Source organism: Pedobacter sp. FW305-3-2-15-E-R2A2, from assembly GCF_038446955.1.
In the GTDB taxonomy this organism is placed as follows: Bacteria; Bacteroidota; Bacteroidia; order Sphingobacteriales; family Sphingobacteriaceae; genus Pedobacter.
Map to the genome: position 1 here is coordinate 5,871,888 of NZ_CP151803.1, position 15,140 is coordinate 5,887,027.

Sequence of the window (15,140 nt, forward strand, 5' to 3'; positions counted from 1 at the left end):
CATCACAAAATATTGATTAAATGCCAACAACCGCTGAAATCGCTCAGTTACTAATTGAAAAGCTAAAAAATGGAACACCTCTAGAGCAAGCCAAAAACGAGCTTGAAATCAAAAATGAGAGATGGTTCGCAATTAGTGCCAAAACTTATGCGCTTTATTTAGCCGATGCTGAAGAACAGCGTGATAAAGATATGCTCAAACAAAATGTTTCCGCTACTTCAAATCAAGAGATTCAACAAGTTTTAGCCCTCAATAAAAAATTAGCTGACTATGCCCTCCTTTTATATAGCCTGGCAACGATGGCAGATGTCGAATATTTAAGTAGCTTATCCGAGGCCCTACCCGAATCCGAGATGAAAATAATAGAATCGTTAAGTAAAAAATCTATGCATCCAGGTTTTAGGGCAAGGCAAAAAAAGGGCAGATTCGAAACTTTACTACCATTTAAGCCATTTGTTCAAATCATTGATGCAGCCCTTATCTGTTTTTACAGGCAAAATTATATTAGTGCCTATTTGACATTAGCACCAGTAATTGAAGGAGTTTTACTGCGATGGGCGGGATATTCCGGCACAGGCAATAAACCAGAATTTGATGACCACCGTAAATTCTTCAAACGCTCTCACATACGTCAACCATGTCCAAGTAATGTTCTTTTTCATAATGTATTCAATAAGGTCTGTGACAAAATATTAAATGATCACTTGTTTAAACCGACACAAAGTGGTGATTCACATTCGAATTTCAATAGACATCTGGCTGCTCATTTACTTAATGATAATCACTTTGCAACCTGGGAGAATTGTAACCGGTTATTCTTGCTCTTAGATACAATGACTGAGATTTATCTTTATGAAACAAGAGAACCGGATCCGCGTTTTGATGTGCATCCAGATAATATAAAAACTGACGTTGAGATGTATGCAGGCTTAATCCTTGATATGCAGCCAACTAAAGTTACCGAAAGGATAAAGTTAGAAAGCCCTCTCAAGACAGGAGAAGCCTAGTTAAACTTTTAAAATATCATTTTAAAGATGAGAATAGTTCAATTACAGATATTTCGTAATTTCGATATTACCAAATTTGAATTCTAGTTACTTATATCATGGAAAAACAAATACTTGAGGAGTTAAAGCAATTAAAAGCTGCAATGGCGCAACTCGCCGGAACCTCAAACTTGCCTAAATCTGAGCAATTATCTGCTCCTACGCTTGATAAAGCTGCAAAGGAGTTTCAGAAACTAAAAAAAACAAGTGACCAGTGGCTCTCCGAACACGATCTGTACAAGTATTTTAAGGATGCCCATTATGGTACCGGTAAATTTATCCGGGAACAATTCGGCTTTTCCAATTATTTCAAACAAGGTAGGTCACATTATTACAACAAAGCAGATATTCTTGAACTAGCTAAAGAACTTAAGGAAAGGAACGTCAAACTGGCTAGGTATATGCAGTTAAAGGAAGAAGAGGACAATTTAAAAAAACGAATTGCCTCGGCCGTTTTGAACAAAAAAGTCACTAGGAAAAAAAAATCCTATGAGATACCTGATGACGTTCAGGACATCAACATTTCAGATTACCCCAAACCTTCCGTTGAAATCATTAAAGAAGACCTCAAAAATCTCGAAGAAGAATTCTTTAAATACAAGCTTGAAGATTACATCGACATCTATAAAGGAAACTATGCTATGGTAAAATATGATTATTCCCTTAAAAAATATATTAGCAATGACATTAAGCAACGTTGCAAGAAGTGGTGTGAAAATTTTAATTATGCCAACAACGCATTGGAACTACTTAGCCAGAAAAGAACAATCTTTATCCCGGTCAAAGAAGACGATATGATCCAGTTATGAGCTAATTCTACGCCTTCGAACATCGATCTTTAAAACTTCTGACTCAAGATACATCGCTTTCTTGCGTCCTTTAACCAACTGAGGCTTTACAATACCATCATTAATGGCCTTCAAAAATACTACACTGCTCGCTCCTATCATTTTCAATGCTCCTTCCTTGGTCAGGAGCTGATCTTGCTGTAAGGCAATTTTCAACTCTTCCTTAATCATTACACGTAACTTGTCCATAAATTCATCGACTGAGATTGCATTTAGTAATATAGTTTCCATAGTTGATTCAATTAATTTAAAATTTGATCTACACAAAGGTATCCCTCATTGCGATTTTTATCAAACAATAAATACACGCAAACACCGCAACTGCCGGTGATTTTCACAAAAAAACAGCTAAATTTCCGTACTAATCATCAACATCAACCTTGCTATTTACTGATATTTTCGTTTGAGTTCTTCTTCCTACTATTTAGCGTGATTATTGCCAATTGCCTCCCCTTTTTTACAGAGACCTTATTTATTTGGGAGTTTCGGCAAAACTGGTTCTTCCCCACTTTTGGTGGTAAGCCAGACTTTAGTTATAATCTTTTTTCAAAATGATAATCTAAACTCACTTTAAGGCATATATAATATAAATAATCACAGGAGTCTGTGAAGCTACCACCAAAAGTGGCGAAGAACCAGTTTGAAACGGAAACAGGGGTCAGCTTAATTGCGGAATGAGCGGCCATGTTCGATGAAATACCCACCTGAAGTTCCAAAAGATGTAATGAAGATTGCAAACGGATTAGCATACCGAGACTTTATCATTGTTGAGCTTTTACTAAAAAATATTAAGTTAAAAATGAGAAAGATAATAATCTAATATACGATACTTGGATATACATACAGGACAAAAATGTCGCACTTGGAAGGTTGCAGATTTTTAATAGTTAGAGTCAATAGGTACCCCAGTCAGTTTCAAATGCTATCCCGGTAGTACTCAAGTTTGAGATTTTCCCGGTTTAGCTTTTGGTCGGGTATTCTTATCTTCTGTTGAATCTTTACTAACCGATTGGGCTTTTGGATCCTCAGGCTTTGTCTTTCGAGAGTTCAGAGAATCGATCGTCACTTGTTTTCGGAGTATTTCAATCGTACTGTTTAATGAATCTATCTTCATTTCTGATTCGGTTTTTGGATGATCGCTTTTATTTACGTAAACAATTCCAGAAATCATTCCAATTAAAAAAACAGCAACAATAAAATAGTGCATTGATGAAAGCGACGCACGTTTAAGTCCCTTAGGCCGGGTAATGAACCAGATCATCAATACAAAGAGACCAAGACCGTAAGCGAAAAACAGGGTAAATGTTACCGCTTCACGCATGTCGACCAGCTTCGAAAAAATCTGTATTTCACCGGAAACGAACATCACTAAAGCTGCAAAAATAGAAAGTATCTCTATGTGCCGTTTATCTGTCTTTTCAATTTCTTCTTTAACAACCTGAATATCCCTGTGATCGTTTTGAAGTAACTCCTGGACGTCATACATTGCATTGTATTTGGTCAGCTTTGATTTAAAGGTTTCCACTTCATCCTTGTACTCTGTATATTCTAAAGGAAGCACAAAAGCTGATGAAACGAAGCACTTGTAGGTTGTTCCCAAACTGTCTGTGATGTCTGTTAATGAAGTTTGGTAGTCGGCTTGAAAAGCAAGGTATTCTGTTTCCTCACAGATTTCTGTATTCAGGATTAGAAGGTCCAGATTTTCCTTGTATTTTCCTTTCAAATCTTTAACTATTAACAAACTCTTTTCATCGTTTTGCTTGAACTGACGTTCGATTTCAGGGTCCAAAAATTCCCTGAGAATTTTATAGTAGGGAAAAAAATTACTGTTGTTCAGAGAATTTGCACGACTGGTGTACGATTTTAGTTTTGCCTCCCAGTTGCTCAGGTCAATTTTCTTTTGTTTAAGTTCAAGCGAAAACAGGTTGTTTTCGATATAGCAGAAAGCAATATCATAGGCCCTCTTATCAAAACTGCTCAAAGGCTGAGCCATCAATTGGTCGTAACGCAAACTGTACTTTGATTTTAGATCTGATAAAGCCGGAATGTCGGGCTCCACATCTTTGTATCTTTTAGTCAGGGCGTGATATTCGTCTAGGTTCAATGTCCCCGGTGAAGAGCCGTGTTTAATTTTTGCTGCCGCCGACCTAGAATTGAATGCTGGAACTGTCACATTTTCTCCATAATGACCTTTAATGATTTCATTATATTTTGAGAAGTGAGAAACTTCCTTCAGCTTCACCGTGGAATAGTTGAAATCAATAACATAATCAAACTTCTTTTTTGACTGGTGTAGCCTGAACGATAGTTTGTATAGCAGAAATTCACATTTAGCTTTGATAATTTCCAGATCAGGTCCTGCGAACACAGGTTTTTTAAGTTGATGCCGGCTTAAAAGTAGACTTTTGAAGGTGTTTTTATCATAACTCAACCGGTGATCAATCTCAGAAATAGTCACATTGATCTGGAACAATTCAGCCAAGGTTATGGCTACACTGACCATTCGGCTTGTACTTGATCTGTTTTCGTTCAGCTCGTGAAAGATCATACTCGATCCCGGTTGGTGAGTAATATGTCTTTCGACATGCTTGAGCAGGGACTTGTATTGCTGAAAGCTGTTTCTTATCAGTTGAAAAAATCCCTCGCTAAAAACTTGCTGGTACAGAACGAGCATATTTGGAAATCCCGGGACATCAAATCCCATTAGATTGACAATAAAATTATCAATCGAATCTATTTTAGATGCCGCAATGGTTAAATCTTCGAGATATTCGCCTGTGATTACTGAGAAATTGAGTTCCTTATAAAACTTATTGGACGCTGCATTCAAAATATTTAAAATTGCAAGTTGAGCATCTAACTTGTTTTGATCAATGTTGATGTCATCTATCGCGATTGCGACAGTTAAGGGTATAGCCCAACCTGCATGGAAGTCAGATTGCAACTGAGAGAGCGCCTTGTCCAGATGCTGCATGTCAGTTCAGCAAGAAGATTTTAGGCTCATTCATGATCATTTCCCTCGGTATTTTCATAGAATATTTGCCGTACTGCTGTGCCAGAGAAAAAACACTCTTCCAGGATTGCCAGCGGTGGCTCAAATCTACCAATTCAAACGCGGGTAATCTAACCAAATGCGAGTTTACAAATTTCAATATGGCTACCGCACCTCTGATTTGATCCTGTACTGCCTGCGTTACATCCTGTACCTGATATACACCAGTGTCAGGTTTTGAATATAACCTGGTTTTGGTGATGTTGAAAAAAAATGAGTTTTCTATTTGATCCTGAATGTCACTTTCTACGTGACCGTAAGGCAAAGCATAAAAATTATCAAAAGTTTCCAGAAGGGCAGGATTGTCCGGACCTGTAGATGCAGCGCAGGTAAAAAACAATAGTTTAGTGAGCTTTAGCTTTGAAAGGTCATTGTTTTCCAAATCACCGCCCTGCTCAACATACCAATTAACAATTTGATTCACAAAATAATCAAAGGCTGTCAGTTTACTCATCAGTTAAGGTTGTTTAAGTAAAGATAGAATGTTTCCAAATTAAACCATAATTCCGGCAGCTAAGTTACCAACACTCTGAAAATATTAAAGTTTAAGAATTTCAGCATGCGTTTTAGTAGCAGGAAAACAAAGTTAATGATTATTTTACTATTATTTTTAGCAAAACAATCATTAACTTTGTTTTGCCGTCCGCCAATATCGACAGGAAACCTTAGAAAATTAAAATGAAATTATTTTGAAAGATTTAAGAAATGTTCCTTTTCTTTCAAAAGTCGAATGATCTCTTCTTGATCTAACACACGCTTGGTTAGCTGCCATACCTCATTATTAAGCAATGACAGTTTATTCTCATAATCCTCCAAGTCCCTTTTTCGATAGGCTGCTATTGGATCTGTGCATTTCAGTAAATGTGGTTCTTCCCCACTTTCATTAAAATACGCAATGAGTGTACCGAATTAATAAATGAAGTTGAGACTAGAGAAGTATGATTATTATGGTTTAAAATCCTTAATCAGAAAATTTGAAGGCTTAGGGCAGAGAAACTCAAACGATACAACTACTGAAGAACAGGATAAAATTGAAGCTTATCTAGATAACTTCGCAAAAGACAAAAAATCTAAACAAAAAGTTTGAGGATTGGAATGATGCTAAAGCACTTCTTATAGAAAATATCGAGATCTGGATTGGGATATAGAATTCGTATAGTTAATAACTCAATAATTGAACTTCATTGTCATGGATTCAAAACTAAAATCGATCAAAAACTCAGTAACAAAAACGGGAATAATTAACGATCCTTTAAAGTCTGAGAAAAAAAATGCACTAATTTGTTCGGATAAAGTTAATCCCAACTCTACCAGGATGACTGAGATTATCAAAAATTATCGTGAGCAAACTGAGTCGATCAAGTTAATAGCAGAAATATTGGAGAATATGAGTGACCTCATTAACACAATAAATTACAATCTTCACTCCATAATTGGTGTGCGGGAAGAAAAGAATAAAACAAAAAATCGACTTTCAAAAGAGGAAAGAATTAGTAAAATAAAAAATATATTACTTTTTGGGGGGAGAACAACTTTTCATAGAAAAGGCATAAAGGGGGATATTCGAAAAATTCAGAATAAGGGAAAGAATAGCAACTGAAACTTCCGATGCTTTTGATCACAGTTCGGGAATAACTTTATCAAAAACCATATTTGTAAATTTGCGTTCCCATATTAAATTTCAAAAGATTCAAAAAGTGTTAAAACTGATAATTACACAGCATCAAATTTGTAAAATGGCGCAGTCATTAAAGTGATATTTAAACCTATTTTTCGAAAACAAATTAAAAAAATATTAATTTTAAACATTTTTTTAACCTGAAATCAGCATCAGTGACGTTTAAACCCACTTCTCGAAACAAAAGACGAAAAGTTTTCCACATTTCCATTCCATAACACCATTTCTTCTTATAAAAGTGGGGCTAAACAGTTTAAACCTACTTTTTAACTTTTCAAGTCCAAATAGTGCCCACATTTGTTAATTTGGCACTTTTTGTTACATTTGGTTACACCAAAATATAGATTTTATGTATCAACTAACTGTAGCTCCCGATCAGGTAAATGAAACTTTAAGCAAACACATTTTAGCCGATGGTTTTGACCTTACCTATGATATGGAAAAAAGCCAGGGGGCTTATATTTACGACTCCAAGTATAAGCGGAACTTACTGGATTTCTTTACTTGTTTTGCGTCTGTTCCATTGGGATACAACCATCCGAAAATGGTCAATGACGAAGCCTTTAAAAAGAGTCTTTTATTGGCGGCCATGTCGAACCCTTCCAATTCTGATGTTTATACACAACAATATGCCCAGTTTGTAGATACGTTCTCTAAAGTTGGAATCCCCTCTTACCTTCCTCATGCTTTTTTTATTGCAGGCGGAGCATTGGCGGTTGAAAATGCCATTAAGGTAGCGATGGACTGGAAAGTTCAGAAGAACTTTGCCAAAGGGATTAAAGAAGAAAAAGGATTTAAAGTACTGCATTTTGAAAAAGCTTTTCATGGCAGAACAGGATACACCCTAAGTTTAACCAATACCCTTCCTGATAAAACGAAGTGGTTTGCAAAGTTCGACTGGCCAAGGGTTTCCGTACCAACCATTAAATTCCCTTTACAGGATGAAAATTTAAAAAAGGCAATTGATACTGAAGAAGCCTCTATTGCTCAGATCAAACAAGCTTTTGCGGATAATAAAGATGAAATCTGTGCCATCATTGTGGAGCCGATTCAGTCTGAAGGTGGTGATAACCATTTACGTGAAGAGTTTTTGATTCAGTTAAAAAGTCTTGCAGATGAGAACGATGCCTTTTTAATTTACGATGAGGTTCAAACTGGTGTGGGCCTTACCGGTAAATTCTGGTGTCACCAGCATTACAGCGAAAAAGCGCGTCCTGACATCGTTGCTTTTGGTAAAAAGATGCAGGTATGTGGAATTCTGGTTGGCGATAAGGTAGATCAGGTAGAAGGCAATGTATTCAGGGTTCCTTCCAGAATCAACTCTACATGGGGTGGTAACTTGGTAGATATGGTTCGTTCTACGCAGATCTTACAGATCCTTCATGACGATAAATTATGTGACAATGCAACAAACATAGGTCAGTATTTAAAAGAGAATCTGGAGCAACTTGCACAGAAGCATGATAAAATCAGCAATGTAAGAGGTAAAGGTTTGCTTTGTGCGTTTGACTTTCCAAATAAAGACATGCGTAATGCCTTTATTCAAAAAGGAATGGAACAGAACGTCATGTTCTTAGGCTGTGGAAATCAGACCATTCGTTTCAGACCGGCACTTTGTATCGAGAAAAAACACATTGATGAAGGCCTGACCGCAATGGAGAAAATCTTACCTGCACTATAATGGGTAAAAAGAAGGTCAATATTTTTCTTGGTATACTGGTGGTATTACTGGTCGGTTGGATGATGAAAGGCACTTTTACCCAACCGGGTATGGAGAACCTGAAAGGGGAATTCACAGAAGTAGCCCATTATCGCAACGACAACAATACCGGACCAATACAGCATGTATTTGCGGTAACGGTTAAAGATACGGTCTGGTCTGAAATGGAAACTTATGGTAATTTCAAGCCCCATCATAAAGGTGGAAATACCAAGGTATATTTTTTCATCAAAGGTAGTCCTGTCCCCAATCAGCTAGGTCCGGGAAAACAAAATTTTGATCCTTCATTTAACAATGCTTGTATTGCCCTTTACGAAAAAAGCGCAATGGGCAATACAAGTATTACCAGATATCCCTTTAAATAGATTATACAAAGGCAGAAAAGCCGGTGATGGCCCTGCCTACGATCAGTGTATTGATTTCTTTCGTTCCTTCATAAGAATAGATGGCTTCAGCATCCGCTACAAAACGAGCCACATCATATTCCAACAGGATCCCGTTCCCACCCATTACTTCCCTCGCCCTGCTCACTACATCCCTGGTTTTCATTGAACAGAATACCTTTGCCAATGACGCATGTTCGTCGGTTAACAGATTTTGATCCTGGAGCTGAGACAACCGAAAACAAAGCGTCTGCATGGCCGTCAGGTTAGACAGCATTTCCACAAGATGGTTTTGAATCAGCTGGAAGGAAGCAATCGGTTTTCCGAACTGTTTTCTGGTGCGCGTATAATGCAGGGCACTTTCATAGGCCCCTCTTGCACAACCCACGGCCTGCCATGCCACTCCAGCCCTGGTCATCTTTAATACTTTTGCAGTATCTTTGAAAGAGTTCGCGTTTTGCAGACGGTCTTGGCCTTCCACCTCACAATTGGTAAGAGTGATCAATCCGTTTTGTACAATGCGTAAAGCCATTTTGTCTTCCATCTTCTCTACGGCAAACCCTTTAGTCCCTTTTCTTACCAAAAAGCCCTTTACCTCCTGATCGTCCAGATCCCTTGCCCAAATGATCGTCACATCGGAAAAAGTAGAATTACCGATCCATTTTTTCTGTCCGTTGAGTATCCATTTACTTCCTACCCGTTTTGCCGTAGTCGTCAATCCTCCAGCAACACCTGAGCCCACTTCCGGCTCTGTCAATCCAAATGCACCAATGAGTTTCAGTTGTTGCATATCGGGCAGCCATTCTTGTTTTTGAGCTTCAGATCCAAGCAGGTAAATAGAGCCCATGGCCAACCCACTCTGGACCCCAAAAAAGGTAGACATGGAAGTATCCACCCTGGCCATTTCCATCGCCAGCATACCTTCCATCAGGTTTGATTTATTGGGACAACCATAACCTTCGTAGGTAAGGCCACAAATATTGAGTTCGGCAATTCCGGGAATGAGCTCAAAAGGGAATTCCGCTTTGAGCCAGTACTTATTGACCAAAGGCTTGACTTCCTTTTCCAAAAATGCGCGCACTTTCAATTGTAAAGCGCGGTCTTCATCACTCAACGCTTCATCACCGAGGTGGTAAAAATCTCCTTCTATAGGCGGAAGTTCTCTTTTCTTGTGTGGTCCACCAATCATCTTCATTAACCCCTGTAATTGGGTTTCATCAAGGTTGGATACAGAGTCTACAATTTTAGTCAGGTCTACCTTTTTAGAAAGCGCTTCCAGTTTCTGAAAATCAACGGTTTTAAAAAGGGTATATGCATTTTTTAGGGAAGAGAAGATATTGGCCATGTTTTGCTGTTTCCTTTAAAAACAGAAAAACAGCCAATTTGTTGGCTTAGTCAGATAAACGCCGTCTAAAGAGTGCTAACTCAGGTTAAAAAGATCATTGACGCCTAAAAGTTTACGACAGGTAAAACCTTCTGCGTAAGTTGTCCCTATTGATTTTCCAAATTCACGGGCACGGCCGATCACACTATCGAAAAATTCGGGGGAGGAAATATAAGTTTCAGCTTCTTCATGATCAGGATTGAAGAACTGTGTTTTAAATGCTTTAATGGAATCAATTTTGGTCTGGATGTAAGGCGTAATGTCTATAATAATATCAGGTTCAATGTAACGGTCCTGAATATACTGAAGCACCAGACGCGGTCTCCAGGCTTCCTGCTCCTGACCATCTATATTCGTAGAAATTTTAGACAATCCGGATAGGAAGCAGGCGTCGTTTGCCAGATCTCCGGCCCTTCCGTGATCTGGATGCCTATCGTGCAGGGCATTTGTCAAAATGATTTCCGGCTGGTATTTACGAATCATTCTAATCACCGCCAGTTTATGTTCTTCATCGTTTACAAAAAAGCCGTCTTTGAATCTCAGATTTTCACGGGCATGAAGGCCTAAGATCTTTGCAGAATCTGCTGCTTCCCTATCTCTGATCTCTGCGGACCCCCTGGTTCCAAGTTCTCCCCTGGTAAAATCTACAATTCCGACTTTCCTTCCCATTGCGATATGTTTGGCAATAGTTCCGGAGCATCCTAACTCTGCATCGTCCGGATGAACGGCAAGGACTAATATATCTAACTTCATCATTTGCTTTAAAATGTTTTGGGCTTAGCCCAGACGTTGTATTTTTTTCTTCACTTTTGTGGATAAGGGTTTGGTAAAAGGGAAGAAATAGTCCACTACTTCTCCTTTTTTATTCACCAGGTATTTGTGAAAGTTCCACCTTGGGGTGGAGGTCAGTTTTCCGTTGAGTTTTTTATCACCAAGAAATTTAAATAAGGGATGCGCCTGTTCTCCCCTGACCATAATTTTTTCAAAGATAGGAAACTGAACACCATAGTTCAGTTCGCAGAAAGAATGGATCGCTTCTCCTTCAAGCGGTTCTTGTCGCCCGAAATCATTGGATGGAAAAGCGAGGACTTCAAAGTCCTCAGATTTAAGCTCTTCCCTCAACTGTTGCAACTCCTTTAACTGAGGCGCAAAGCCACATCCAGAAGCAATGTTTACGATTAATAAGTTTTTGTTTTTATAGTCAGAAAGTTTCTTTTCTGTTCCATTGATCAATTTTACCTTAAACTGGTGTACACTTTTTGAGTTATCAGACATATTTTATTGGTAAAACCCGGAAGAAAGAATAATGGATTCGATGTCCCGCTCTTCCGATGGGTTATATTTACTTTTGAGATTGTGACCAACAACTCTAGCCACAGATTGATATAAAAATGCGGTGATTCCGCCTTTGGTTTCCTTAACGATTTCGTAGGTGGTCCTTCCCAACTCCCTGTCGATCAGTTTTGTTAAAATCTGTCCCTGGGAAATGGTAAGTTCTTTGATTTCCCGGTTAAACATATCCTTAATTTCTTTATCGCATTGTTTAACCAACTTCTTTTGCAGCTTTTTATCTTCGGCTACTGCCAGGTCCTTTTCCAGCTGCTCATATCTTCTTTTTGCATAAAGCGCATAAGGCATCACTTTCATCACATTGTAACGTAAGCGATTGAAGGCAGCACGTTCTTCAGGGCTTTTGAAGATTCTATAACCATAAATGACCACTTCATTGAGTGGAATCCAGGGAATCATTTCTCCATCTTCATTGGTAGAGGCTACCCGAATCGTGTCATTCTTTCCCAAAACGGGAAATTTCACTTTCACAGAACCCTGCTGCTGCGCTTTGGCAGAAGCACCTGTAATAATGACAATTGACAGAAAAAATAACCTGTAAAATTTCATAAATTTATACCTCTTCCATTTAAGGCTAAAATAACATATTAGTTTTATTTCATGTCTAAGATAATCTTTTAACAACAAATCGATATCATTCTGACGTAAATAATACAATTGAAACCGGTATCATTTGAAACTAGTCTCTCGTAAGAACAAACCCCAGGCTGGCCTAATATGACAAACTTAAAATTGGAGGAATTATTGCATATACTAACATGATCTTTACAAAAAGCTTATATTAACAAAAGTATCCGGCAATGGACTGATAAATGCGTAAATTCGTCTGTTCATGCGCCGTTTCAAGAAGAACAACCGACAAAATAGCAGATTAAGAAAAAACACCATATATATTGATGAAGAACACATTAGTGATTGATTTAGAAGCAGAGAAGCAAGAGATATTGAAGCGATACCGTGCGCTTTTGCGTGCCTGTAAGCCAACACTTCAAAGAGGAGATAAGAAAGAGATCCGTAAAGCATTTGATATGGCACTTGAAAGTCATAAAAATATGCGAAGGAAATCGGGAGAGCCTTATATTTATCACCCTATTGCTGTTGCACAGATTGCCGCGGAAGAAATCGGACTGGGAACCACTTCGATTGTATGTGCTTTATTACATGATGTCGTAGAAGATACCGACATCACATTAGAGGATATTGAACGGGAATTTGGAAAGAAAACGGCAAAGATCATTGATGGTCTGACCAAGATATCCGGTGTTTTCGATTATAACAGTTCTTTGCAAGCGGAAAATTTCCGGAAGATGCTGCTGACTTTAGCAGACGATGTACGGGTGATCCTGATTAAACTTGCTGACCGGCTACACAATATGCGGACGATGGACTTTATGCCGAGGCAAAAGCAGTTAAAGATTGCTTCGGAAACCATTTATCTATACGCACCCCTGGCCCACCGTCTGGGTCTATATGCGATTAAATCTGAACTGGAAGATCTCTCGATGAAGTATCTGGAGCCAGACACCTATAAATACATTGCCACTCAGCTGAACGAGAAAAAAGCAGAGCGAACCTTATTCATCAAAAGATTTGTCGAGCCTATCAATGAGATCCTGGCAGAACAGGGGCTGACGGCTGATATATATGGCCGTCCGAAATCGATCCACTCGATCTGGAATAAGATGAAGAGTAAAAATATCCCTTTTGACGAGGTCTATGATCTTTTTGCCATTAGGATCATTCTGGATAGCAATCCTGAAAATGAAAAAGCAGACTGCTGGAAGGCCTATTCTATTGTAACCGATCTTTATCGTCCAAATCCTGACCGCTTGCGTGACTGGGTTTCCTCTCCGAAAGGAAATGGATATGAATCGCTGCATACCACGGTGATGGGTCCTAAAGGACAATGGGTTGAAGTTCAGATCCGTACCCAAAGAATGAACGAGATTGCGGAGAAAGGTTTTGCTGCCCACTGGAAATATAAAGAATCGAGTAATGACAATGGTCTTGACCAATGGATCATGAAAGTGAGGGAAATGTTGAACAATCCGGAAGCTAATGCTTTAGACTTCCTGGATGATTTTAAAATGAACCTCTTCTCGGATGAAATTTTCATCTTTACCCCTAAAGGGGCTTTGTTACAATTACCTTTAGGTGCTACTGCTTTAGATTTTGCTTTTGAAATCCATACCGATGTCGGGGCAAAATGTATTGGGGCAAAAGTGAACCATAAACTGGTTCCTTTATCTTATAAGCTACAGAATGGAGATCAGGTAGAAATTATTACCTCCAGTAAACAGACTCCTAAAGAAGACTGGCTGAACACTGTAGTTACTGCAAAAGCCAAATCGAAGATCAAGTCTTCTTTAAAAGAAGAGAAAAGAAAAATTGCAGAGCAGGGCAAAGAAACGTTGGAGCGTAAGCTTAAATCCTTAAAGATCACTTACAATACGGATAACCTGAATAAGCTGACTTACTTCTTTAAATTGCCTTCTACACAGGAACTGTTCATTAACATCGCCAATGGTAAGATTGAATTAAAAGATTTAAAGGATTACCTGGCGAGTGAAAAAGAGATCGAAAACAGGGGCTCTTCAGAGAAGAGCGACAATCAAAAGATTGAAGCATTGCTGAGTCGTGTTAAAGGTCCTGAATCTGATATTCTATTGATTGGTGAAGACCTTCAAAAGATCGACTATACCCTTGCTGCCTGTTGTAATCCCATTCCAGGAGATGATGTTTTTGGATTTGTAACGGTTAATGAGGGCATTAAGATCCACCGTACAAATTGTCCGAATGCTGCACAGCTGATGGCGAATTATGGCTATCGGGTAGTGAAAGCAAAATGGAACCGTCAGCAAGAACTCACGTTTTTAACAGGATTGCACATTATCGGAATTGATGATGTAGGTTTGATCAATAACATCACTAAAGTAATCTCAGGAGATTTCAAGGTAAATATGCGTTCTATTACTGTAGACACAGATAATGGCATTTTTGACGGATCAATTATGATCTTTGTAAATGATAAAGAGCACTTAGACAACCTGATTAAAAATCTGCTGGAAGTAAAAGGCGTAACGGGCGTTACCCGTTTTGATGCCTAAAAAAACGAATAAAACATACAGATTTATATAAAAATTGGTACCTTTGAAAGGAGTTTAAAAACTATGTCTACAAACCACAACAGCGAGTTAGTAAGAAAAATATTCGAAGCTTATCTCGAAAATAAAAGTCTGAGAAAAACACCGGAACGTTTTGCCATCTTAGAAGAAATATATTCCAGAGATGACCATTTCGATGTAGAGACCCTCTATATCCACATGAAAAACCAAAAGTATCGTGTAAGCAGGGCTACTGTATACAACACTTTAGAGTTATTGGTTTCCTGTGATCTGGTTACTAAACATCAGTTTGGTAAAAATATGGCCCAATTTGAGAAATCATATGGCTATCATCAGCACGACCATATCATTTGTATTGACTGCGGGAAAGTAGTAGAATTCTGCGATCCACGTATCCACCAGATACAGAGTATGGTTGGTGATTTATTAAAGTTTGAGATCAAACATCACTCTCTTAATCTTTATGGCAGCTGTTTCGATTGTTCTGCAAAACACGCAATGAACAATCAGAATGCCGACATTAAACATGCAAGTTAATATATCCAATTTATAAT

General features: G+C 38.4%; 15 protein-coding genes. 8 read left to right on the forward strand and 7 right to left on the reverse strand.

Translation table 11 applies throughout. The features are described 5' to 3' along the window. Positions 1-20 precede the first annotated feature (20 nt). On the forward strand, positions 21-1,007 hold the full coding sequence (locus AAFF35_RS23715) for a hypothetical protein (RefSeq protein WP_342329046.1): 987 nt from the start codon (positions 21-23) through the stop codon (positions 1,005-1,007). 98 nt (positions 1,008-1,105) lie between these two features. Beyond that, positions 1,106-1,855: a hypothetical protein gene (locus tag AAFF35_RS23720; RefSeq protein ID WP_342329047.1), complete on the forward strand. Its 750-nt coding sequence runs from the start codon at positions 1,106-1,108 to the stop codon at positions 1,853-1,855. Here the strand turns inward: AAFF35_RS23720 and AAFF35_RS23725 are convergent. The 3 genes from AAFF35_RS23725 to AAFF35_RS23735 form a co-directional block, all read right to left on the reverse strand. Next, on the reverse strand, positions 1,850-2,125 hold the full coding sequence (locus AAFF35_RS23725) for a hypothetical protein (protein ID WP_342329048.1): 276 nt from the start codon (positions 2,123-2,125) through the stop codon (positions 1,850-1,852). The genes AAFF35_RS23720 and AAFF35_RS23725 overlap by 6 nt on opposite strands. Positions 2,126-2,831: 706 nt before the next feature. Continuing rightward, complete coding sequence (locus AAFF35_RS23730; RefSeq protein WP_342329049.1) at positions 2,832-4,868, reverse strand: hypothetical protein; 2,037 nt, start codon at positions 4,866-4,868, stop codon at positions 2,832-2,834. 1 nt (position 4,869) lies between these two features. Then, on the reverse strand, positions 4,870-5,400 hold the full coding sequence (locus AAFF35_RS23735; RefSeq protein WP_342329050.1) for a hypothetical protein: 531 nt from the start codon (positions 5,398-5,400) through the stop codon (positions 4,870-4,872). A gap of 462 nt (positions 5,401-5,862) precedes the next feature. Between AAFF35_RS23735 and AAFF35_RS23740 the strand changes: the two genes are divergently transcribed. The 4 genes from AAFF35_RS23740 (at position 5,863) to AAFF35_RS23755 (ending at position 8,709) form a co-directional block, all read left to right on the forward strand. After that, the gene (locus AAFF35_RS23740) at positions 5,863-6,033 is read left to right on the forward strand and encodes a hypothetical protein (RefSeq protein ID WP_342329051.1); all 171 of its coding nucleotides are present in this window, start codon (positions 5,863-5,865) and stop codon (positions 6,031-6,033) included. A gap of 102 nt (positions 6,034-6,135) precedes the next feature. Beyond that, positions 6,136-6,546, forward strand: coding sequence for a hypothetical protein (locus AAFF35_RS23745; protein WP_342329052.1), 411 nt, complete (start codon positions 6,136-6,138; stop codon positions 6,544-6,546). Between the two features lie 427 nt (positions 6,547-6,973). Then, the gene (lat, locus tag AAFF35_RS23750; RefSeq protein WP_342329053.1) at positions 6,974-8,305 is read left to right on the forward strand and encodes an L-lysine 6-transaminase; all 1,332 of its coding nucleotides are present in this window, start codon (positions 6,974-6,976) and stop codon (positions 8,303-8,305) included. Next, positions 8,305-8,709: a hypothetical protein gene (locus tag AAFF35_RS23755; protein WP_342329054.1), complete on the forward strand. Its 405-nt coding sequence runs from the start codon at positions 8,305-8,307 to the stop codon at positions 8,707-8,709. The genes lat and AAFF35_RS23755 overlap by 1 nt, the downstream gene beginning before the upstream one ends. Before the next feature lies 1 nt (position 8,710). Here the strand turns inward: AAFF35_RS23755 and AAFF35_RS23760 are convergent, their stop codons facing one another. From AAFF35_RS23760 to AAFF35_RS23775, 4 genes are all read right to left on the reverse strand, one after another. After that, positions 8,711-10,072 (reverse strand): acyl-CoA dehydrogenase family protein, encoded by a 1,362-nt coding sequence (locus AAFF35_RS23760; RefSeq protein WP_342329055.1) that lies wholly within the window; start codon positions 10,070-10,072, stop codon positions 8,711-8,713. A 75-nt stretch (positions 10,073-10,147) separates the two neighbouring features. After that, positions 10,148-10,864, reverse strand: coding sequence for a bacillithiol biosynthesis deacetylase BshB1 (gene bshB1, locus AAFF35_RS23765; RefSeq protein WP_342333375.1), 717 nt, complete (start codon positions 10,862-10,864; stop codon positions 10,148-10,150). Positions 10,865-10,888: 24 nt separating this feature from the next. After that, positions 10,889-11,386 (reverse strand): glutathione peroxidase, encoded by a 498-nt coding sequence (locus AAFF35_RS23770; RefSeq protein WP_342329056.1) that lies wholly within the window; start codon positions 11,384-11,386, stop codon positions 10,889-10,891. A 3-nt stretch (positions 11,387-11,389) separates the two neighbouring features. Next, positions 11,390-12,010, reverse strand: coding sequence for a DUF4294 domain-containing protein (locus AAFF35_RS23775; RefSeq protein WP_342329057.1), 621 nt, complete (start codon positions 12,008-12,010; stop codon positions 11,390-11,392). A gap of 347 nt (positions 12,011-12,357) precedes the next feature. On the opposite strand from AAFF35_RS23775, the gene AAFF35_RS23780 reads away from it, so the two are divergent. Together AAFF35_RS23780 and AAFF35_RS23785 are read left to right on the forward strand one after the other, a co-directional pair. Further along, positions 12,358-14,568, forward strand: a complete 2,211-nt coding sequence (locus tag AAFF35_RS23780) for a bifunctional (p)ppGpp synthetase/guanosine-3',5'-bis(diphosphate) 3'-pyrophosphohydrolase (protein ID WP_342329058.1) — start codon at positions 12,358-12,360, stop codon at positions 14,566-14,568. Positions 14,569-14,631: 63 nt separating this feature from the next. Beyond that, positions 14,632-15,123, forward strand: coding sequence for a transcriptional repressor (locus tag AAFF35_RS23785; RefSeq protein WP_073233751.1), 492 nt, complete (start codon positions 14,632-14,634; stop codon positions 15,121-15,123). Positions 15,124-15,140 lie beyond the last annotated feature (17 nt).

What these genes read in the sequence shown, in the direction of transcription:
- AAFF35_RS23715 (WP_342329046.1), top strand. Translation starts at nt 21, where the DNA reads ATGCCAACAACCGCTGAAATCGCTCAGTTACTAATTGAAAAGCTAAAA.
- AAFF35_RS23720 (WP_342329047.1), top strand. Translation starts at nt 1,106, where the DNA reads ATGGAAAAACAAATACTTGAGGAGTTAAAGCAATTAAAAGCTGCAATG.
- AAFF35_RS23725 (WP_342329048.1), bottom strand. Translation starts at nt 2,125, where the DNA reads ATGGAAACTATATTACTAAATGCAATCTCAGTCGATGAATTTATGGAC.
- AAFF35_RS23730 (WP_342329049.1), bottom strand. Translation starts at nt 4,868, where the DNA reads ATGCAGCATCTGGACAAGGCGCTCTCTCAGTTGCAATCTGACTTCCAT.
- AAFF35_RS23735 (WP_342329050.1), bottom strand. Translation starts at nt 5,400, where the DNA reads ATGAGTAAACTGACAGCCTTTGATTATTTTGTGAATCAAATTGTTAAT.
- AAFF35_RS23740 (WP_342329051.1), top strand. Translation starts at nt 5,863, where the DNA reads ATGAAGTTGAGACTAGAGAAGTATGATTATTATGGTTTAAAATCCTTA.
- AAFF35_RS23745 (WP_342329052.1), top strand. Translation starts at nt 6,136, where the DNA reads ATGGATTCAAAACTAAAATCGATCAAAAACTCAGTAACAAAAACGGGA.
- lat (WP_342329053.1), top strand. Translation starts at nt 6,974, where the DNA reads ATGTATCAACTAACTGTAGCTCCCGATCAGGTAAATGAAACTTTAAGC.
- AAFF35_RS23755 (WP_342329054.1), top strand. Translation starts at nt 8,305, where the DNA reads ATGGGTAAAAAGAAGGTCAATATTTTTCTTGGTATACTGGTGGTATTA.
- AAFF35_RS23760 (WP_342329055.1), bottom strand. Translation starts at nt 10,072, where the DNA reads ATGGCCAATATCTTCTCTTCCCTAAAAAATGCATATACCCTTTTTAAA.
- bshB1 (WP_342333375.1), bottom strand. Translation starts at nt 10,864, where the DNA reads ATGAAGTTAGATATATTAGTCCTTGCCGTTCATCCGGACGATGCAGAG.
- AAFF35_RS23770 (WP_342329056.1), bottom strand. Translation starts at nt 11,386, where the DNA reads ATGTCTGATAACTCAAAAAGTGTACACCAGTTTAAGGTAAAATTGATC.
- AAFF35_RS23775 (WP_342329057.1), bottom strand. Translation starts at nt 12,010, where the DNA reads ATGAAATTTTACAGGTTATTTTTTCTGTCAATTGTCATTATTACAGGT.
- AAFF35_RS23780 (WP_342329058.1), top strand. Translation starts at nt 12,358, where the DNA reads ATGAAGAACACATTAGTGATTGATTTAGAAGCAGAGAAGCAAGAGATA.
- AAFF35_RS23785 (WP_073233751.1), top strand. Translation starts at nt 14,632, where the DNA reads ATGTCTACAAACCACAACAGCGAGTTAGTAAGAAAAATATTCGAAGCT.